The sequence below is a fragment of the uncultured Coprobacter sp. genome (genome assembly GCF_947855755.1).
In the GTDB taxonomy this organism is placed as follows: domain Bacteria; phylum Bacteroidota; class Bacteroidia; order Bacteroidales; family Coprobacteraceae; genus Coprobacter.
This window is the reverse complement of sequence record NZ_CANUAR010000002.1, coordinates 101,232-120,967: the sequence shown is the minus strand read 5'-3', so window position 1 is coordinate 120,967 and position 19,736 is coordinate 101,232. Positions and strand designations below refer to the sequence as shown.

The window sequence follows — 19,736 nt, the reverse complement described above, 5'->3', positions numbered from 1 at the left end:
AAAAATAAGGATATTCCCATGTATAACGGAGATATCCCTATTCTTTTTCACGTGATAAAATATTATATTGATATTAAATCGAACGAGTTTTGATAAAAGATTTATTGAACAACTACTTTCTTACAGAAACTATGATTTTGATTGTTGACATGAACAACATATATTCCTTGTTCCATCGGAACTTGCACTTGTCGTGATTCCGATTGGCAAGAGAAAACTTTTTCTCCGTTTATTCGAAATATGTTTATTTCTGATTTTCCGGAAAATCCTTTTAAACAAATATTACCGTTAGCATAAAAAATGTTCGAGTCCTTTTGAGAAGTCGATTTTACGGCATTTTCATAATCATCGTTAATGACATATGCTTCGTGTATCGACCAATAGTTGGTTTTCGTATTACCCGTTTGTACAACTTTAAAATAGCGGGCATTTTGTGTAGGAATACTGATGATCGTCATCATGCTGCTACCTTCTCCTGTTGCGATAGGTTCTCCCCAGTCAAGGTCGTCATCAGAGACATACAGTTCATATTTTGCCGGAGTATCATTGGGGCTGCCTGTCGTGTCGAGAATGATGAGATTGAATTTTTGCTTGTTTCGCATATCTACTTTAAACCAGTCTCCCGGTTCTTTTTGAGAACCGCTGGTCCATCGGGTATCCTCTTTTCCATCTATGGCATTATTGGCACTGTTGCTGTTTTTTGAGCCGGAGGCGATCCAGCCTGTTCTGTCCAGTACACTGGACTGTGGTATCGCCAATGTCGGAGTGTTACTCATGTTATTTTTCCAGAGTTCACATTTTGAAGTCGTTATTCCTTTTCCGTCCAAAATGGAAGATTGGGCTGAAAATCGGGACTCGTTGTCTGAGTTCAATAGCGGGTCTTTCAGTGTAATGTGAGATGCCGTAATATTCAACTTACCTCCGATAATATTGGCAAATCTGTCTTTTCCCGGTTGTACGAAGCTGGCTGCAATCAGATTGACTGTCCCGTTTTCCACTTGTACCCCTTGTAGAGCGCTGCCCCAATAGTCGGAGTTATGTAAAGTTACTCTTCCGATAAAGTTTGCTGTTGTTTCGATATATCGAGTATTCGGTTCTCCCGTAGATACAATCTGATTATTAATAAAGTCGAACCCTTTACTGTTTAATGCATCGAAACAATATGCTCTTCTTGCTCCGTCTATCGCCATTCCTACACTTATACCGTTCGAAGCGTTTTCGGTGTTATCGCCGGTGAACAATAATCCGCGTTGAGCACCAAAAGCGAAGTTATTGTATAACCATTCGTCTTTGCAATTTTCAACCACTAAAAAGTCGAAGTTCTCATAACCATAGGTATATACCATATCTTTATAAGCTTCTATGGAATTGCTGAAACTGCCGAATTTTGTTTGGTAACCGCAAGCATAGACGATGAGATTATATTGTAGATTGCAGATTTTTCCGTTTTCCGATCCTCCACCTACTTTTATTCCGGTTTTTAGCGAATGTCCCGAAATATAATCAATATAGTGGTTATCACATTTATATGTAAATAAATCGAAACCTTGATAAGCAGCTCGAATGCCGACATTGACAATATATACATCCTTTCCTTGTACTTGAACGCAGTACGGATAGGCGATAGGATTGGGAAGGTCTGAGGTTTTTTGTTCAGGATAGTCGAATACGACACCTCTTAATCCGCTATTTTCTTTCATTGTCATAAAAGGCTGGGCGTTTAAATTTCCTTTCCCTGAATATACTTGTAAAATACTTCCGGGTCCGACAGGAGCAGAGCTGTTATCCAAAGCACCTTTTAGTTCTACTCCTGAAGGAATGTTCAGATTTCCTAATACTTTGTATTTTCCCGGTGGAAGATAAACGATTCCTCCACCTTCAGCAGCAGCTTTATCTAAAGCCTTTTGTATAGCTTGAGTGTTATCGGTATTCCCGTCAGGATTTGCACCGAATTCAGGGTCTGTTGCCAGGTACAAATATTCTCTGTCCGGTTTTTGTTTTTGATTTTCTAACATTGCCATGGGAAATTCCGGAAGTTTTTCCAATGAAACAGGAGTGTGGTCTATAATACATTCCAATAAAGAATGATTCTCTATATTTACGTTTTCTTTGAAACGATTTCCCGTAATTATGCTTCTGGCATTTCTTCCGAGAACGATTTGTGGTGCGGGATTATAAAAATCGCAGTCGATAAAAGTCAAAATAGCCCCATTGATATTGACATTCCCCTTTTGAATTTGATTTTGAAGAATCATAATACGGGTAGAGCTTTCTGCATCTGTGACAAAAGCGTTTTGAGTTGCATCTATTTCGCAAGTATGAAAATGCAATGCACCTGCAGTGCCTTTATTTACGACTACACCGTTTTCACAGTTTTTTATGATGCTTCGTGTAAATTGTATTCCTGAGTTGGCAATAGCATCGCATTGGATACCCGTTTTACAACCGATAACTTTCAATTGGTAATTTTGTCCGTTGGGCTTAGACCCTTCATTCGTAATCGATGGAGCTGCGTTGAACCCTACTTTATAACCTTCTACAGTGACGTTGGTAGTATATGACCAGTCGTTTTTACGCATCATGATACCAGTTCCGTTTTCGTAAATCCATTTATCGAATGATCCACCTGCTGTTGGAGAGCCGGGAAGCCCCGATCCGCACCAATAAGCCGGAGAAAAATCTACGCGATCTATACGTCCTACATCTGCGATGTAGTCGATTTCTATACCGATAGATAAAGGACTTCCGTATATGTCATAAAAGACCGGACATCCTCCTCCGTTTACTCGGGAGATTGCAATACCGATATAGGAATTGATTAATGTAATATTTTTAACATTACAATATTCATTTCCGAAATGTTTGGGCTTACCCATCACGATAGAAGCGGGGTAGGGTACGATATTATCCGGAGTTTGTTCCGGATACCATATAGCTAAGTCCATAACTCCGGCTGCCGGCTCCATTGTAATCAACGGGGTAGCATTCTCATCTCCTCGTCCTGCGTATGCCATAAGAATAGTCCCTTCTATCGGTTGCCCTTTTTCCGGTTTTTTCCATTCACCGCGAATTGTCACTCCTTTAGGAATATTGAGATTTCCTTTGATGACATATTTTCCGGCTGGTACAAATAGTATTCCTCCATTGACTTTCGATGGACCGACATTGGTTAGGCTGTTAAGCCCTTTCTGGAAACTTTCGGTATCGTCTGTTATGCCATCGCCTTTCGCTCCGAAGTCTGTAACCGAGTATCCCGCTACGAAAGCGTCTTTTGTCGGGTAGGTGGGTTTTATGAGCCGCCAATTTTGGGCGTACAGCGAACTCAGGCCTATGACTGTCATAAGAAAACAGGTGCAAATTTTTCTCTTCATTTCTATTTTATTTTCAAGTTTAGAATCTGTTTGACAATTTATTGAAAGTGGAGCAAATCGTTAAAAAGTATTTTTATGAGATTTAAATGGGCTCTTAAAATTAAGTTTTAACAAAAATAATTTTACATACTTATTTTATCGCTTGATTTATTATTAATTGAGAATTAATATTTGTTTATAGGAGGGAATTAATTTGTTTTTATTTCCTCTATTTTTAAAATACTCAAAAAAGAGTGTATGAGTTTGGATATGCCGATAAGGTTGCTTACTTTTACCCGATAAACTTTATAAATTTATCTTTATGAGCCAACAAGATGATTTGCAATATGACGAAGATGACGCCGTGAAATTTATTCGGAATTTTCTTCCTGGAGAAGTCGCTTCTAAGTTTTCTGATGATGATATCAACTATGTAATCGATCTGATATATGAATTTTACGAAAGTAAAGGATATATGGACGAAAACAATGATAGTGAAGTCGATATCATAGAAGATGAACTGACCGAGTATGTGATAACGAATGCTCGTAAAAACGGATTTACACGGTTTGATGCGGATGATGTCTCTATGGTAGTTCAGGGAGAACTTGAATATTGCGATTCCATAGGAATGTTCGAATGATTGTTACTTTTATGATTGTATGAAAAGGAATGATATTTGTATATCTTTCCGTTTTTTTGTGAGAGTTTATCTCCAGTACCGCATAGCTTGTTTTTAATGAGAACCAAGATTTATATTATATATTTGTTGACTTTATTGCTATCTTGTCCTTTTTCTATAAAGGCACAGGATACTCAACCCGTAAAAGAGAAAAGTCGTATATCCCGTTGGATAGATTCAGGAAAACGTTTTTTTACGAAGAAAGAAAAGAAAGATGAGGTGCATATAAACCTTCATGAGCTCACTTTAGAAGAAAACATAAAAATACCACTACCGGCAAGTTCGGCTATTAATAATTTAAAAACCGCTTTGTCTCAAGAAGTACGTCGTTTGAGCCGGATAAAGCATGCCCAATTATCTACACCTCGTAAAGGAGAAGTTATAAAGGTCGTTATCCCGATGGATCAACTTTTTCAACCTAATGATACGCTTTTGTGGGATAGAGCAGAACTAATTTTGCGTCCGTTTGTCAAGTATGTAGAGAATCCCGATTATTATCATATTTTGTTGGCGGCATATACCGATGATACAGGCAGTGACGCTTATACACGTAAGCTATCCGAATCTCGAGCACGTGCAGTAGCCGGGTGGTTACAAGAACATGGAGGAGTATCGGATTATATTGTTCCGTATGGTATGGGGAATTCTGATCCTGTAATGCCGAATACATCGGATGCCAATAGAACCGAAAATCGGCGTATGGAAATTTATCTTGTCCCGGGTGAGGCTTTGTTAAAGTTGGCAGGAAAAGGAAAGATTACATATTAGTTATAAATGTGCATTGCTATATTGATTTTCAATAGTAAAAGCATGAAATAATTCCGCTTTTTTATAATTTTGCATCTCGAAATCAAAATTAGGATTATAAAAATATCATAAATACATGGCAAAAGAACTGAAAGACCTGACAAAACGCAGTGAAAATTATTCTCAATGGTATAATGATTTGGTAGTGAAAGCCGATTTGGCGGAACAATCGGCAGTAAGAGGATGTATGGTTATAAAACCTTACGGATATGCAATATGGGAGAAAATGCAACGTCAGTTGGATGATATGTTTAAGGAAACCGGACATGTTAATGCCTATTTCCCGTTATTGATCCCTAAATCTTATTTAAGCCGTGAGGCGGAACATGTCGAAGGTTTTGCCAAAGAATGTGCGGTTGTGACTCATTATCGGTTAAAAAATGCTGAGGATGGTTCTGGAGTTATTGTCGATCCCGCTGCAAAGTTGGAAGAGGAGTTGATCATACGTCCTACCTCTGAGACGATTATTTGGAGCACTTATAAAAATTGGATACAGTCTTATCGTGATTTGCCGATTCTTTGCAATCAGTGGGCGAATGTAATGCGTTGGGAGATGCGTACAAGACTATTCTTGCGTACGGCAGAGTTTCTTTGGCAAGAAGGACATACGGCTCATGCTACTCGTGAGGAAGCGGAGGCAGAGGCTCAACGGATGTTGAATGTGTATGCCGATTTTGCTGAAAACTATATGGCTATGCCGGTAATAAAGGGGGTTAAGTCGGCAAATGAACGGTTTGCCGGTGCTTTGGATACCTATACTATCGAAGCCTTGATGCAAGACGGTAAAGCTCTGCAATCGGGAACATCTCATTTTCTCGGACAAAATTTTGCAAAAGCTTTTGATGTGCAGTTTGTTGATAAAAATAATAAATTAGATTATGTTTGGGCGACTTCATGGGGAGTTTCTACTCGTTTGATGGGGGCTTTGATTATGTCTCATTCTGATGATAACGGATTGGTATTGCCTCCCAAGTTAGCTCCGATTCAGGTCGTAATAGTTCCTATTTATAAAAATATGGAGCAACTGGCTGTCATTGATGAAAAAGTTGCTGGTATTGTGACTAAATTAAAAGAATTGGGAATATCGGTCAAATATGACAATGCCGACAATAAACGTCCCGGATTTAAATTTGCCGATTATGAATTGAAGGGAGTGCCTGTTCGTTTGGTTATGGGAGGACGAGACCTTGAAAACAATACAATGGAGGTAATGCGCCGGGATACGTTGGAGAAAGAAACTGTTTCTTGCGATAATATCGAATTGTATGTGAAGAAATTATTAGATGAAATTCAGTCTAATATTTATAAAAAAGCTTTTGATTATCGTGCTAAACATATTGTCGAGGTCGATTCTTATGATGAATTTAAAGAAAAGATCGAGGAAGGCGGTTTCATTCTTGCTCATTGGGATGGAACGCCAGAAACGGAAGCTCGCATTAAAGAAGAAACTAAGGCGACGATACGCTGTATTCCTTTTGACGGAGATACAACGCCCGGTGTTTGTATGGTAACTGGTAAGCCTTCTGTTCGACGAGTTTTATTTGCCCGTGCATATTAAAAACAGACGGTATAGCAGTCAATAAGGAAACTTTGGAAAAGGTTTCCTTATTTTTTTATCATTGATATAGTAAAACGAAACTTTTATTATTTTTGGTTGTTCTAACACAAAAAATATTATGATTAGTGATTGGGCTTTAGTTTTAGAGGGTGGTGGAATGAGAGGAGTCTTTACTTCCGGAGTTTTAGATTATCTTATGGATAAAAATATCTATTTCCCATATACGATAGGTGTATCGGCAGGAGCTTGTAATGGATTATCGTATGCGTCGAGACAACGGGGACGAGCTAAAATTTCGAATATAGACTTATTGGATAAGTATCATTATATAAGTCCTAAATTTTTTTTGAGTAATAAAAGCATATTGAATATGGACTTTTTATTTGATGAGATGCCCAATAAGGTTCTTCCCTATGATTTTGATACCTATTTTGCATCACCGGATCATTTTATTATGGTTACTTCGAATTGCAAAACCGGAAAAGCCGAATACTTTGAAGAAAAACGATCTCCGAAAAGACTGTTGCAGATATGTCGGGCTTCCAGTAGCTTGCCGTTTGTTTCTCCGATTGTATGGATAGATGGTAAACCTATGTTGGATGGAGGAATTTGTGATCCTGTACCTTTTCGAAAAGCTTGCGAAGATGGGTATGATCGGATGGTTTTGGTCTTGACACGTAATAAAGGATATAGGAAAGATGAAAAAGAAATGAAACTCCCTTCATTTTTTTATCGTAAATATCCAGCATTAAGAAATCGGCTTTGCCATCGTATGTGTGAATATAATAAGGCGATGGACGAGATTGAATCGATGGAGAAAAATAGTCGGGCAATTGTTATACGTCCTCAGAAGCCGTTGGAAGTCGGTAGGATAGAACAGAATATAAAAAAATTGACCGATTTGTATGAAGAGGGCTATCAATGTGCAGAGTCGGTTTTTTCAGGTATTAATTTATGAGTCTGTGTTAACTTTGTTCAGGCATTTTAGAGGCTTTGTTCGAAATGTCCGGATTATAAAATTTTCTTATTGAAAGATTTAGGCAAGCTCTAAAAATGAGTGTAAAAAAACGATTAAAGAAATCCGTATGTTACGATAATGTTTTAATTTTGCCGACTGAAAAAATTTTAGAGATATGAAAAAAAGTCTTATAGCATTGGCATTCGGTACTTTAGGTTTGGGGATTGCTGAATTTGTAATGATGGGAATATTACCGGATGTCGCAAAAAATTTGCACATAAGTATTGCAACGGCAGGACATTTAATATCTGCCTATGCATTAGGAGTATGTGTTGGTGCACCGATGCTTATTTTGGCAAGAAAATTTCCTTTGAAACGTATTTTGATGGGCTTGGTTGCAATTGTTATGATAGGAAATATATGTGCATCTTTAGCTCCGAATTATTGGGTGATGCTTGTTGCTCGTTTTATATCCGGATTACCGCATGGAGCTTATTTCGGTGTTGCGTCTATAGTAGCTGAAAAGTTGGCAGATAAAGGAAAGGGATCGGAAGCGGTTTCTATTATGATTGCGGGAATGACTATTGCAAATTTGTTTGGAGTTCCTTTGGGGACGTCTTTGAGCGCGTCGATATCTTGGCGGTTGACTTTCCTTTTGGTAGGAGCATGGAGCGTTATTATTATGTATTATATTTGGCGGTGGGTTCCTCAAGTCGAGAACTTGCCGGATACGGGGTTGAAAGGACAATTTCGTTTTCTTAAGTCTCCAGCACCATGGTTATTATTAGGTGCGACTATGCTGGGAAATGGAGGAGTGTTTTGTTGGTATAGTTATGTAAACCCTTTGTTGACACATGTTTCAGGATTTTCGCCTCATTCCATTACATTCTTTATGGTTCTTGCCGGATTTGGTATGGTCGTGGGTAATTTGACAGGAGGAAAGATGTCTGATAAATATACACCGGGAAGGGTAGCGGCTTTTGCACAGGGGAGTATATGCATTGTATTGCTCATGATTTTCTTTTTTGCAAAAGTTCCTTGGTTGTCAGTCCTTTTAATGTGCCTTTGTACTGCCGGTCTATTTGCCGTTTCAAGTCCGCAGCAAGTATTGCTGATTCGTTATTCTAAGGGGGGAGAAATGTTGGGGGCGGCAAGTGTCCAAGTCGCATTCAATTTGGGGAATGCTATCGGAGCTTACTGCGGCGGATTGCCCTTGCAGGTGAATATGGGTTACCAATATCCGGCACTGATCGGAGCTCCTTTTGCCTTATGCGGTTTTATTTTGTTGACGATCTTTTTCAAGAAATACGAGTCTCTGAAAGTTTCGTCTTTATCCTGACAATTCATAGAGAAGATTGAATATCGATTATTTTTTGTATAAGAAGAGCTGCATCACGACCATCCGCAAGTCCATGGTGTGCACTGATAGAGATAGGAAGAGTATATTTCTTTTTTTCTTGTATTAATTTTCCCGTAGAAATTTTAGGTACAGAATCTCCGGTCCTGATAGAATCTGCGTGTTTCATGTCGGAAAAAGCAAACCAAGGTAAAGCTGAATAGCGTATGAGATCTTTTCTTCCTGTATTTTCAGAGAAAGATAATCCAGTGCTATTTTTTACTCTGTTTATCTCTTTCCCAGCGTTTTGCATAAAAATATTGAAGTCTGTACTATATTCGAAAAAAGCGAATCCGAAAGTTCCGTCTTCTCTTCCGATTGTGGGAGAAATATTGATTTTATCGTATTTTACGACATTTTCACCTTCTATTCGCAGTTTAAAAGCATCTATATCATTGATACATTTTAATAGAAAATGTATAGAATAAAGAAAAAAAGGTTTTTCTAATTCTTTGCTCAGCAAATAGATTTTGGTAAAATCAACGGTTGTAGTAATACCCCAGAAAGGATCATCGAGTTTTGAAAAGAAATAAAAATGTTCTTTTCTATTCCAAGAGTTTATGTCGATAATTTGTTTCATTTTTTCAAATCCGTATTTTTATTGTATATTTTAGAAAGGACCTTAATATCATTATTGAATAATGAAATATGAAAATTCAGCAGGTTGATCAGATTCTCCGCAATGAATAAGTCCGGGACGGGCGACTCTGTCCCAGCGATCTAATTGGTTATATCCGTTCTTGTCTGTATTTATTATATGCCAATCTTTTTGATTCTTACTCCAGAAAAAAGAACAATTGCATCCTTCTGTTATTTTTATTTTCAGATAAGGTTTATTTGTCGGTAAATTCATTTTTCTTATGATATTTTCTTTTCCGTCTTTTACTTCCTTTAAAATTAACTCGTTATTTTGGTATCCCAATATAACCAGATTTTTGTCATCGCCATAAAAAGTAAGGCCTTTCAAACTTTTGTTCGAGTTTGTTACTTGGGTTTCAAATGAATAATTCGGTTTTATGGATCGTACACATAAGGCAGTTCCGTTTTGACTGTTATTTTTTTGAGTACCGCTGAGCAATAGATATCCATTACCTGTTTTTGTATCTATATCTGAATAGAGGTAATTCCAGCACCAGTCATTTTTAAGTTTTTTACTTTTGAAATTGTCACGAAATTCGTTTATGATTTTTTGCTTTGTTCCGGGAAATGGTACGGGTTGTTGAAGTTGAGCTATATCTCCAGACTTGAATCGAAGCCATTGATCTTTATCTATGGTCAGCTCTAATAAAATAGGCTGCCTTCCTGTAAAAAATCCCGCTCCATTTAAATAAGCATGACAAAGATAAAACATGCGTCCATCCGGAGTTGTCGTCACAGTACCGTGTCCACAAGAAAGAATGTCGTTACTTCCTGTAAGAATCGGGTTACCCTCATATTTCTCATAAGGGCCTTTTAGTGTTTTTGAGCGGGCGACATAAACCTGATAATCGCTTTTAGGACCGCAACAGTTATTCGTTGCATACATTAAGTAATAGTAGTCGCCTTTTTTAAACCAATATTGACCTTCCATTAAAGTGTGGTCGTCATCCCGTAGAAGGGTAAAAGGTTCTCCTTCGAGCCGTAATCCGTCTTTAGACATTTTGTTACACAATAATTCTATCGGGCGTTTGTCAAGACCGTAAGCTTTCCAAGTGATATATAAATCTCCGTTATCTTCCATGACAAAAGCGTCGATAGCTTCTTTTCCGAACTTGACTAATAATCCATGATCCGTAAACTCTTTTTCCGGATCATCGGAAGTCGCAACACCTATATACGAAACGCTGTTCTTATCTCGAGCAGTATAATAAACATAAACTTTGTTATTATGGTAAAACAATTCGGGAGCCCAGAACGAAGAGAGTGTCCATTCGGGTTGTTTATTGAATATATGTCCGGTCTGTTTCCAGTTGATCAAGTCGTTTGACTTAAACATCGGATAATACGGAGCCCATTCTGAGGATGTCCCTGTCGCATAATAAGTGTTGCCGATTCTGATAATCGTAGGGTCGGCCAGATCGCCCCGAATTACCGGATTATTGTATGTTTCGACTCGCTGTCCTGATGTAAAATGAATGCATGATATACAAGCGAATAATAGTAATAATTTTTTCATGTGTGTGTAGTTTGTGTGGTGAATTATTATTTTAGATTTTCATCGGTTAGACTTAACCGATGATAAATAAACTTTTAGTGAATTATTTGAAAAATAAAAGGTAACGATTTAGCGACCGTGCGAATTTCAGTGTTTTGAATTGTTATGCTGTCTAATAACTCTTCTAACTACAAAAATAAAACAATCACTTAAAAGAACAAAATTTTGGGCATATTTTGTAATCAAGGATTTGTTATAATAAGGTTGCTTGGTCGTTCTTTATAGCTGTGTTTAACAGCTATAATGGTATTCTTGTTTAACAGAGTGACCTCTATCATCGTAATATTTTTGATAGCATCCTTTATCTTTATCATCATCCAATCATTAGAGTTATCATAAGGCAAATAGAACCATCGGGCTAATCCTATAAAACCAATTCGATATTGTCTATTTTCTTTATCATCTATAATTTGCGTTGGTATCCATTCCATAACACTGAATTGAGGAAGTAGTGCTCCAGTCTTATCTATATAGAACCATTTATCACTCTCCCAATAATGATATTCCCCTTTAGAATTTGGTACTACTTTTTTTTCTCCTTTATTTGTAACTTTCGCTCTTCCATTTTTAAAAGGAAAACCAAAAGCAAATTGAGGTTTAATGATAATTGTCCCCTTTTCATCTATATATCCTATACGCCCCCGCCTATCTACAATGCGACGCATTCCGTCTTGTATATAGTCTTCACCATTATCAATCTGATAGACTGTATAACATTTATTTGATATACATCCGATAAATAACAATAAGATAAAAAGCCCGATGTAATATTTCATAATAAGATATACTTTATCGTTTTCTCTTGATAAACTATGTTGGGTTACAAATATAAGAAAAAGAGGCCATCTCAAATTGTATTTTGAGACAGCCTCTTCTGGATTTTTGTAAGGAGATTATCCTTTGCGATAAAATTCTAAATCTTCAACATTGAATTTATTGATAAATTCAGCCAGTTTTTTTACTTCAGCTTCTCCGAAATGAATATATACTTCTGCTGAATTGCGGAATGAATCGCATCGGGTCGTATCTAATAGCAATAAATGTCCCATAATGATGTGACCGGCCATTTCTACCATGCGACGTGCATGAAAATCAATATATTCGTTGTCTTTAGTTTCGACAACCGAAGCCACTGTTTTTTCATAAATTTCAGTCATGGCTTTTAACCGGTTTTGTAAAGGAATTAGTTCCGGACAGATTGTTTCCTGTTCATAAAATTTCATCATGTTAAGGAATGTTCCGGTAGTTACGTGACGAATGGCAGCGACGACTTGCAGTTGTGTTGTCCCTTCATAAATAGAAGTAATACGTGCATCTCGGTAAATGCGTTCACAAGCATAGTCTTTCATGAATCCCGAACCTCCGTGTATCTGTACGCAGTCATAAGCATTCTGATTACAGAATTCACTGCTCATTCCTTTGGCAAGAGGGGTGAAAGCATCTGCTTGTCTTTGATATTTCTTCATTTCGTCACGTTCCTCTTTTTCGAGTTTACGTTCTTTTGAAATATCTTCATAAACCTTATACATATCCACAAAACGGGTTGTCTCATAAAGTAGTGAACGTGATGCATCGAGTTTTGCTTTCATCAGCGATAACATTTCATAAACAGCAGGGAATTCGATGATTGCTTTACCGAACTGTCGCCGTTCTTGCGCATAGGTAAGAGCTTCTCGATAGGCTGCTTCAGATACTCCGACCGATTGTGCTGCAATTCCCAGACGAGCACCGTTCATCAATGCCATGACATATTTGATCAACCCCATTTTACGATCTCCGCAAAGTTCGGCTTTGGCATTTTTGAATACCAGTTCACAAGTAGGAGAACCCTTGATTCCCATTTTGTTTTCTATGCGTCGAACGGTTACGCCACCATCATTTTTATCGTATATAAACATTGATAATCCACGACCGTCTTTAGTTCCCTCTTCCGAACGAGCCAGAACAAGGGCTATATGTCCGTCTCCATTTGTAATGAATCGTTTTACACCATTCAAATACCAGCATCCGTCTTTTTCACTGTAAGTTGCTTTTAACATAACAGCTTGAAGATCTGAACCAGCATCCGGCTCGGTCAAGTCCATAGCCATAGTTTCTCCGGCACAGACACGAGGGAGATATTTCTGTTTTTGTTCTTCGTTAGCAAATTCGTAGATAGTCTCAGCACAATCTTGCAATCCCCAAATATTAACAAATCCAGCATCAGCGCGACTTACCATATCGGCTGCCATGATATACGGTACAAGAGAAAAATTCAATCCGTTGTATCGGCGAGGGATAGAAATGCCCATTAAACCGGCTTTTACAAGGGCGTCCAGATTCTTTTCTGTTCCGGAAGCATATTTAACCCGTCCGTTTATAACTTGAGGGCCTTCATGATCTACACTTTCAGCATTAGGAGCAACGATGTCTCCGCATATTTCACCGGCGATTTCAAGAACTTTTTCATAACTGTCCATAGCGTCTTCAAAATCGATAGGAGCATAGTCATATTTTTCGGCATCAGTATAGTTCCGTTCTTTAAGAGCTACCAAACGCTTCATTAGCGGGTGGTTCAAGTGATGTTTAAGGTCACTGTTATCTAAATAAAAATTAGCCATATTCTTTTTAATTGTTTTGTTTTGTTATTATCTATGATAAAGAAAATTAGTTTTCGTTGAAATAAAAAACGATTGGGATGTTAAGACTGCTTTTTCGAGGTTCTCCATATTTTGTTGCCGGAATCCAAGGATTCTTTGCAGACTGTTTCATCAGTTTTCTCGCTAATCGCACGGCTTCTTCATCCATTTCTTTTTCAGCATGGTCTTTAATTCTGAAATTCGTGATATGCCCTTCTTTGTCGATGAAAATTGTAAGTACGACTTTTCCTTCGGAATATTTAAATAAAGATTTTCGAGGATATCGTATATTTTTCTTCACAAATTGAGACAAAGCTTTATTTCCATCAGGATATTCTGGAAGTTTGAAAACTTCTGAAAAAGGAATTTTTTCCCCTTCTTTATCATAGTACTCACCAGAAATGAAAGTTCCGTTATGGTAAATTTCTTTTTCTTTCAGATTACCATTTTCATAATAGATAATTTGTTCACCGTCTTGTTGGTTCATTTTCCAATGATTTATTTTGTGTATTTTGCCATTAGGAAAAAGTAAGACGGCTTTCCCGTTTCTTATGCGTCGGTCTTCTTCATAAAGTGCATATTCTGCAGTCCATGTAGGAATTCCTTCCATAGTATAGAAATTTACGACTTTTTTACCTATTTCCCAGTGGGCGATAGCAAATTCTACAGCCTTATTTTTAGGACACCACCGATAATTTTTATCGATAAAAATTGTATCCTGTGCAAATATTGGAGAAGCGAAGAAGATTGCTATAATGGGTAAAAGACGGACTTTCATGATAAAAGATGATTTATTTACTATTCTTCTTATAATATTTGATCATTTTCGGAAGAATATCTTCTACTGTTCCGGTAATTACATAGTCTGCTATCGTATTGATCGGCGCATTCGGATCATTATTGATTGCGATGATCATAGAACTGTCTTGCATGCCGGCTATATGTTGTATTTGTCCGGAGATGCCACAAGCGATATACAATTTCGGACGTACGGTAACCCCTGTTTGGCCGATTTGCCGTTCATGCTCTGCATAGCCTGCATCGACAGCGGCACGTGAAGCTCCTACTTCTGCACCGATAGTAGCAGCGAGATCATAAAGCAATTTGAAATTTTCTTTTGATCCTACTCCATAACCTCCGGCAACGATAATCGGTGCACTTTTGATATTGACTTTTGATTTTTCTATCTGCCGTTCAATTACAGAAACAACAAAATCCTCATCCGAAACATATTTGGACGCATCCAGCTTAACTACTTCGCCTTTATATGTAGGAGAAACGATCTCTTTTTTCATTACTCCTTCGCGAACTGTTGCCATTTGAGGACGACACTCCGGATTAACGATGGTTGCGACGATATTTCCACCGAAAGCCGGGCGGATTTGGTATAATAAATTTTCGTAAGATTTTCCTGCTTTTTTATCTTCGTGAGATCCTATTTCGAGAGCAGTACAATCTGCTGTCAATCCGCTGTGCAAGGCTGAAGAAACACGAGGCCCTAAATCCCGACCGATGCTGGTTGCACCCATAAGGCAAATTTGAGGTTTTTTTTCTTTAAACAGGTTAATAAGAACAGATGCATGAGGTTGTGACGTATAAGGATAAAGCCTTTTGTCATCGACAAGATAAACCGTATCAGCTCCGTATGGAAAAATTTGTTTTTCTACTCCGTCTAAATTGTTTCCGATAACGAGAGCCTCAAGTTTACAATTCAATTGATTGGCCAACGAACGGCCTTTAGTAAGCAATTCCAAGCTTACATCGGCGATGATGCCGTCTTCTATTTCGCAATATACAAATAAGTTATTCATACGATTTTCTTTTGGAGAGTTAATGATTTTTTATCACGTATCTGATTATTATCCGATTGTGTGGTTTACTATTAACTCTTTCATGAGTTCATCTATTTCTGTGTCGTTTCCGGATAATTTTTTACTTTCTTTAGCCTGAAAAACGACATTCTCGATTTGTTTTACCTTTGTCGGAGATCCTGCCAGTCCTACTTGATTCAAGTCTGCATCGACGTCGGACACACTCCATTCCGTTAGATTCAGATAAGGGCGGTTTTCGTATAAATTGCTGAAATAGTCATTATCCTGATTTTGTCTTTCACTTATGGTCTTGGCATATTTATACCGCTGTATCAGTTTTGCATTGCGCGGACGGCAATCATCTGCACTTCCATTAACGGTTATAACTACCGGATATTTGGCTTCTACAACTTCGACACCTCTTTCCAGACGTCTTTTGACTTGTATTTTGCCGTCCTGAACTTTTAAGATTTTTTCTGCATAAGTAATTTGTGGCAAACCAAGTTTTTCTGCGACTTGAGGACCTACTTGGGCTGTGTCCCCGTCAATTGCTTGACGGCCTCCGATAATAATATCGTAGTCTTTCATTTTCTTGACGGCGCAAGCCAATGCATAAGATGTTGCTAATGTATCAGCACCGGCGAATGCCCGGTCGGTAAGTAATACTCCGCCATCAGCTCCTCTGAACAAGCCTTCTCGAATAATGTCGGCGGCGCGAGGAGGTCCCATAGTCAGTAATGAGACGGTTGATCCGGGGTGCTGTTCTTTTAATTGCAGAGCCTGTTCGAGTGCATTCAGGTCTTCTGGATTAAAAATAGCGGGTAATGCTGCTCGATTTACCGTTCCGTCGGCTTTCATGGCATCTTTACCTACATTTCTCGTATCCGGTACTTGTTTGGCAAGTACAATAATTTTTAAACTCATAATTGATAGAGATATTAGATTTGAAATATTGTTATCTAAAAAGCATTTTTCAACGCTCCACAAATTTACTGAAAGCTGTTAATCTGACAAGTATTTTTATTGAAAATTTGATGTTCCGAAAGATGTTCCGAACGAATTCTTAAGGATAAAAGCAATTTTTTTAGATAGGCTTTTGTGCTTGTTACTGTTGTTTGATTCATATCTGTTTTATTATCTTTGAATCGTAAAAATATGATTTATGAAACAGGAGAGCGATAGTTTTCAGTTTGAGAATACAACAGAGTGGGAGAGTGCCGGAGTTGGAGTCATCCGTCAGATTATGGCTTATAATAAGAATATGATGATGGTTAAGGTTAAGTTCGAAACAGGAGCGGAAGGTGCACCTCATACACATCCGCATACTCAGGCTACGTATGTTGTAAGCGGAATATTTGAATTTACCGTAGGAGGTGAAACCGAGATTGTTCGTGCCGGAGATGGCGTTTATATGCGCTCGGGAATATTGCATAGTTGCAAATGTATAGAGACCGGTATTTTAATCGATACATTTACTCCTATGCGGGAAGATTTTATAAAATGATTATTGGGGCAAACTTTTTATCGTTCTTTTGACGAGGAGTTTAAATTATTTTTCTTGTTTAGTAGATATTGTCGTATGGCTATCGAAATAAATAATACCCACATTAATATCATGCCTATGTTATTGATTTTAGGAGTGAATTTGTTTAACTGAACAGGTAATAGTATCCAAATAAATAAAAACAGAGCTAAGCAGGTCTCTATACTGGATAATTTGCTGTTTGCGGATAATAACATGATCAATAACGGAAAAATATAGATACCGTTGTAAACAAATGCTTGCTGGGGAACTAATACACAAATCATAGCCGCTAAACTAAAACGTATTAAAGAAGATTTGGTTTTAAAGAATAATCCTGTGGAAAGCAATCCCAAGATATAAGTTAGATATTTACCCGTTTCGTAAAGTATAGATTGATTTTCTATGTTCAATGTTTTTCCTAATTGTAGAAATAAAGGAATGATCCCAAACCGATATACCGAAAACGACATTCCGTAAATGGCTGTTTGTTCTTTTACATTTTCATATAATTGACCGATATTTCCGAATCCGTTTTTAAAAAACAAGAAAGGTAAAAATATTAATAATAAAGTAAGAATTGCATATTGGAAAAATGTTTTGTAATCTTTCTTGTATAAATAATATAAGCTGAATATAGCTGGAAATATTTTTAAAACGGAGGCGATAGCCAGACAAATTATTCCATACCATTTTTTTTCGTTTTGATCTTTCACATATACGAAGTAATTGATGCAAGCTGCTGAGATCATAATTTCGTTTCCACGCTCCAAAGTGTAAAGATTGATAGATGAAAAAAATATGATAAACAATATGATCGGAGAACATTTATATTTTTTACACAAAAGATATAGAGAATGAAATAATAGGAAAAGCGAGAGTAATGTAAAGAAAAAGCAGCTCAATACGGCTATTTGAGAATTCCAACAATCTTCGAGCGATATTGAAGAGTAGTTGGTAAGCAAAGTAAACGGATATAAGATCATGTAAGAGAACGGTAAATAATTTTTGTTACAAGTACCGTTCAATTCATTATAATACGGGTTCTTATCGGCAATATAGATTAGCGTATTATAGAAATCGGCAAAGAAATTATCTAATTTCAGAAAAAATACATGAAGTTGGTGTGAGGGATCTGCAAACAATAGTATGATCCAGGTACAAGCTAATAAAAAAGTAAGTCCTGTGAATATTTTTTTGATTTTACTTTGATCCATAATGCATTACTTGAATATCCTAAAAAACAATGTAATGCAAATATATATTATATATTTAAAGAAATAAAAAACCTTGTTTGATTATTTTATAATATTTTCTGGGATTGCATGTTTATAGAAATGAGATTGTTATAATATAAAAAATAAAGTGCCCCTAAAAGTTTTCATCGAACTTTTAGGGGCACATCGTTTTTTTAATCGGTTATTATTCATAACTACTTCCGTCGAAGCAGTGCGTACAAATACATTCTTTAGGTAAACCTATCGATTTAACGAGCGTTTCCAATGGATTGAATTTCAAAGTCGTAATATTCAGATCTTTTCGAATGCAGTCCACCATTTTGCAATACTGGGGAGAATTTGTAGTTGCATAAGCCGGGAGATTTTTAGAACAATCTCCTTCAAGATTTTTTATAACCCTTCGTGTGATGAGTTCCAACTCCGATTTTGATCCTGTAAAGTTCAGAAATTTACAAGGATAGATTAACGGAGGACAACTGATGCGCATGTGTACCTCTTTAGCTCCATAACGATATAAATCATTTACATTGTCATGAAGTTGAGTTCCCCTGACAATAGAGTCATCACAAAAAACGACCTTTTTATCTTTCAATAATTTTTTGTTAGGAATCAGCTTCATTTTTGCTACCAGTTCTCGCATTTCTTGTGTAGGAGGAGTAAAACTTCTCGGCCATGTCGGAGTATATTTAACGATCGCTCTTTTATATGGAATTTGTTTTCCGACGGCATATCCCAAAGACATACCTACTCCGGAGTCGGGAATACCTGATACGAAATCTGCATCGATATCATCATTTTTACCCATTTCCACACCGCAGTCGAAACGCATCTCGTCAACATTCTTCCCTTCATATTCGCATACGGGATAACCGTAATATACCCAAAGGAAAGAACATATTTGCATTTTTTTATTAGGTTTTCGCAATTGTGTAAAACCATCGGCTGTGATTTGAACGATTTCTCCCGGTCCTATATTATAATCCATTTCATAACCCAGATTCGGAAAACTGCAGGTTTCGGATGATACTGCATAGCAGTTTTTTCCCTTTCCTATCATGATAGGAGTTCGGCCATATTTATCTCGTGCCGCAATAATTCCGTTTTCTGTAAGAAGAAGCATCGAACAAGAACCTTTCAATCGATTATAGACATTCTCTATCCCTTCGACAAAAGTTTTACCTTCGATAATAAGCATAGCAACTAATTCCGATTGATTGGTAATGCCGTTACTATGTTCGCAAAAATGGTTTCCTTTTGCCAAAAGTTCCTTTTCGAGCTCCGGTAGATTAGTTACTTTGGCAACTGTCACTACGGCAAACTTTCCTAAATGAGAATTGATGATAATCGGTTGAGCATCGGTATCGCTGATAACGCCTATTCCTGAATTTCCTGAAAAAGAGGGAAGATCAGCCTCGAATTTTGTACGGAAATAAGAATTCTCGATATTATGAATCGAGCGAGTGAAATTTCCGTTATTCAAAGTTACCATACCTCCACGCTTTGTTCCCATGTGAGAATTGTAATCTACCCCATAAAAGAGGTCGGCTACACAATTTTCTTTTTTTATAGTTCCAAAAAAACCGCCCATATTGTTTATTGAAT

General features: G+C 37.3%; 16 protein-coding genes. 6 read left to right on the top strand and 10 right to left on the bottom strand.

Annotated features, from left to right (window positions below):
- Nucleotides 1-101 precede the first annotated feature (101 nt).
- On the bottom strand, nucleotides 102-3,371 hold the full coding sequence (locus Q0093_RS02200) for a discoidin domain-containing protein (protein ID WP_297928294.1): 3,270 nt from the start codon (nucleotides 3,369-3,371) through the stop codon (nucleotides 102-104).
- A gap of 301 nt (nucleotides 3,372-3,672) precedes the next feature.
- Here Q0093_RS02200 and Q0093_RS02195 point away from each other — a divergent pair, with 301 nt between their 5' ends.
- The 5 genes from Q0093_RS02195 to araJ all read left to right on the top strand — a co-directional run bounded on the left by Q0093_RS02195 (nucleotide 3,673) and on the right by araJ (nucleotide 8,694).
- Complete coding sequence (locus Q0093_RS02195; protein ID WP_009316818.1) at nucleotides 3,673-3,993, top strand: hypothetical protein; 321 nt, start codon at nucleotides 3,673-3,675, stop codon at nucleotides 3,991-3,993.
- Nucleotides 3,994-4,089: 96 nt separating this feature from the next.
- Nucleotides 4,090-4,800: an OmpA family protein gene (locus Q0093_RS02190; protein ID WP_294176072.1), complete on the top strand. Its 711-nt coding sequence runs from the start codon at nucleotides 4,090-4,092 to the stop codon at nucleotides 4,798-4,800.
- Nucleotides 4,801-4,915: 115 nt separating this feature from the next.
- Entirely contained in the window at nucleotides 4,916-6,397 is a 1,482-nt protein-coding gene (proS, locus tag Q0093_RS02185) for a proline--tRNA ligase (RefSeq protein WP_297928293.1), read from the top strand.
- Between the two features lie 118 nt (nucleotides 6,398-6,515).
- Nucleotides 6,516-7,355 carry a patatin family protein gene (locus tag Q0093_RS02180; protein ID WP_297928292.1) on the top strand — a complete coding sequence of 280 codons (840 nt, stop codon included), beginning with the start codon at nucleotides 6,516-6,518 and terminating at the stop codon, nucleotides 7,353-7,355.
- A 175-nt stretch (nucleotides 7,356-7,530) separates the two neighbouring features.
- Nucleotides 7,531-8,694 carry an MFS transporter AraJ gene (gene araJ / locus Q0093_RS02175; protein ID WP_297305441.1) on the top strand — a complete coding sequence of 388 codons (1,164 nt, stop codon included), beginning with the start codon at nucleotides 7,531-7,533 and terminating at the stop codon, nucleotides 8,692-8,694.
- Nucleotides 8,695-8,698: 4 nt separating this feature from the next.
- Here araJ and Q0093_RS02170 read toward each other — a convergent pair whose 3' ends face one another.
- From Q0093_RS02170 to Q0093_RS02140, 7 genes are all read right to left on the bottom strand, one after another.
- The gene (locus Q0093_RS02170; RefSeq protein WP_297928291.1) at nucleotides 8,699-9,331 is read right to left on the bottom strand and encodes a chloramphenicol acetyltransferase; all 633 of its coding nucleotides are present in this window, start codon (nucleotides 9,329-9,331) and stop codon (nucleotides 8,699-8,701) included.
- Between the two features lie 51 nt (nucleotides 9,332-9,382).
- A complete protein-coding gene (locus Q0093_RS02165; RefSeq protein WP_297928290.1) occupies nucleotides 9,383-10,906 on the bottom strand; it encodes a family 43 glycosylhydrolase in 1,524 nt (507 codons plus the stop codon).
- Nucleotides 10,907-11,127: 221 nt separating this feature from the next.
- Nucleotides 11,128-11,721 (bottom strand): WG repeat-containing protein, encoded by a 594-nt coding sequence (locus Q0093_RS02160; protein ID WP_297928289.1) that lies wholly within the window; start codon nucleotides 11,719-11,721, stop codon nucleotides 11,128-11,130.
- Nucleotides 11,722-11,838: 117 nt separating this feature from the next.
- Nucleotides 11,839-13,545: an acyl-CoA dehydrogenase family protein gene (locus Q0093_RS02155; RefSeq protein WP_297928288.1), complete on the bottom strand. Its 1,707-nt coding sequence runs from the start codon at nucleotides 13,543-13,545 to the stop codon at nucleotides 11,839-11,841.
- Nucleotides 13,546-13,591: 46 nt separating this feature from the next.
- A complete protein-coding gene (locus tag Q0093_RS02150) occupies nucleotides 13,592-14,341 on the bottom strand; it encodes a TonB family protein (protein WP_294176059.1) in 750 nt (249 codons plus the stop codon).
- A 13-nt stretch (nucleotides 14,342-14,354) separates the two neighbouring features.
- Entirely contained in the window at nucleotides 14,355-15,374 is a 1,020-nt protein-coding gene (locus tag Q0093_RS02145; RefSeq protein WP_294176058.1) for an electron transfer flavoprotein subunit alpha/FixB family protein, read from the bottom strand.
- Between the two features lie 48 nt (nucleotides 15,375-15,422).
- Nucleotides 15,423-16,298, bottom strand: coding sequence for an electron transfer flavoprotein subunit beta/FixA family protein (locus Q0093_RS02140; protein WP_297928287.1), 876 nt, complete (start codon nucleotides 16,296-16,298; stop codon nucleotides 15,423-15,425).
- Nucleotides 16,299-16,536: 238 nt separating this feature from the next.
- On the opposite strand from Q0093_RS02140, the gene Q0093_RS02135 reads away from it, so the two are divergent.
- Nucleotides 16,537-16,878, top strand: a complete 342-nt coding sequence (locus tag Q0093_RS02135) for a cupin domain-containing protein (RefSeq protein ID WP_022599413.1) — start codon at nucleotides 16,537-16,539, stop codon at nucleotides 16,876-16,878.
- Nucleotides 16,879-16,895: 17 nt separating this feature from the next.
- On the opposite strand, the gene Q0093_RS02130 is transcribed toward Q0093_RS02135, so the two are convergent.
- On the bottom strand, nucleotides 16,896-18,113 hold the full coding sequence (locus tag Q0093_RS02130) for a glycosyltransferase 87 family protein (RefSeq protein ID WP_297928286.1): 1,218 nt from the start codon (nucleotides 18,111-18,113) through the stop codon (nucleotides 16,896-16,898).
- 205 nt (nucleotides 18,114-18,318) lie between these two features.
- Nucleotides 18,319-19,722 carry an amidophosphoribosyltransferase gene (locus tag Q0093_RS02125; protein ID WP_294176052.1) on the bottom strand — a complete coding sequence of 468 codons (1,404 nt, stop codon included), beginning with the start codon at nucleotides 19,720-19,722 and terminating at the stop codon, nucleotides 18,319-18,321.
- Between the last annotated feature and the right edge of the window lie 14 nt (nucleotides 19,723-19,736).

Bases quoted from the DNA above. Each gene is read 5' to 3' on its own strand.
- Q0093_RS02200 (WP_297928294.1), bottom strand. From the start codon at position 3,371: ATGAAGAGAAAAATTTGCACCTGTTTTCTTATGACAGTCATAGGCCTG.
- Q0093_RS02195 (WP_009316818.1), top strand. From the start codon at position 3,673: ATGAGCCAACAAGATGATTTGCAATATGACGAAGATGACGCCGTGAAA.
- Q0093_RS02190 (WP_294176072.1), top strand. From the start codon at position 4,090: ATGAGAACCAAGATTTATATTATATATTTGTTGACTTTATTGCTATCT.
- proS (WP_297928293.1), top strand. From the start codon at position 4,916: ATGGCAAAAGAACTGAAAGACCTGACAAAACGCAGTGAAAATTATTCT.
- Q0093_RS02180 (WP_297928292.1), top strand. From the start codon at position 6,516: ATGATTAGTGATTGGGCTTTAGTTTTAGAGGGTGGTGGAATGAGAGGA.
- araJ (WP_297305441.1), top strand. From the start codon at position 7,531: ATGAAAAAAAGTCTTATAGCATTGGCATTCGGTACTTTAGGTTTGGGG.
- Q0093_RS02170 (WP_297928291.1), bottom strand. From the start codon at position 9,331: ATGAAACAAATTATCGACATAAACTCTTGGAATAGAAAAGAACATTTT.
- Q0093_RS02165 (WP_297928290.1), bottom strand. From the start codon at position 10,906: ATGAAAAAATTATTACTATTATTCGCTTGTATATCATGCATTCATTTT.
- Q0093_RS02160 (WP_297928289.1), bottom strand. From the start codon at position 11,721: ATGAAATATTACATCGGGCTTTTTATCTTATTGTTATTTATCGGATGT.
- Q0093_RS02155 (WP_297928288.1), bottom strand. From the start codon at position 13,545: ATGGCTAATTTTTATTTAGATAACAGTGACCTTAAACATCACTTGAAC.
- Q0093_RS02150 (WP_294176059.1), bottom strand. From the start codon at position 14,341: ATGAAAGTCCGTCTTTTACCCATTATAGCAATCTTCTTCGCTTCTCCA.
- Q0093_RS02145 (WP_294176058.1), bottom strand. From the start codon at position 15,374: ATGAATAACTTATTTGTATATTGCGAAATAGAAGACGGCATCATCGCC.
- Q0093_RS02140 (WP_297928287.1), bottom strand. From the start codon at position 16,298: ATGAGTTTAAAAATTATTGTACTTGCCAAACAAGTACCGGATACGAGA.
- Q0093_RS02135 (WP_022599413.1), top strand. From the start codon at position 16,537: ATGAAACAGGAGAGCGATAGTTTTCAGTTTGAGAATACAACAGAGTGG.
- Q0093_RS02130 (WP_297928286.1), bottom strand. From the start codon at position 18,113: ATGGATCAAAGTAAAATCAAAAAAATATTCACAGGACTTACTTTTTTA.
- Q0093_RS02125 (WP_294176052.1), bottom strand. From the start codon at position 19,722: ATGGGCGGTTTTTTTGGAACTATAAAAAAAGAAAATTGTGTAGCCGAC.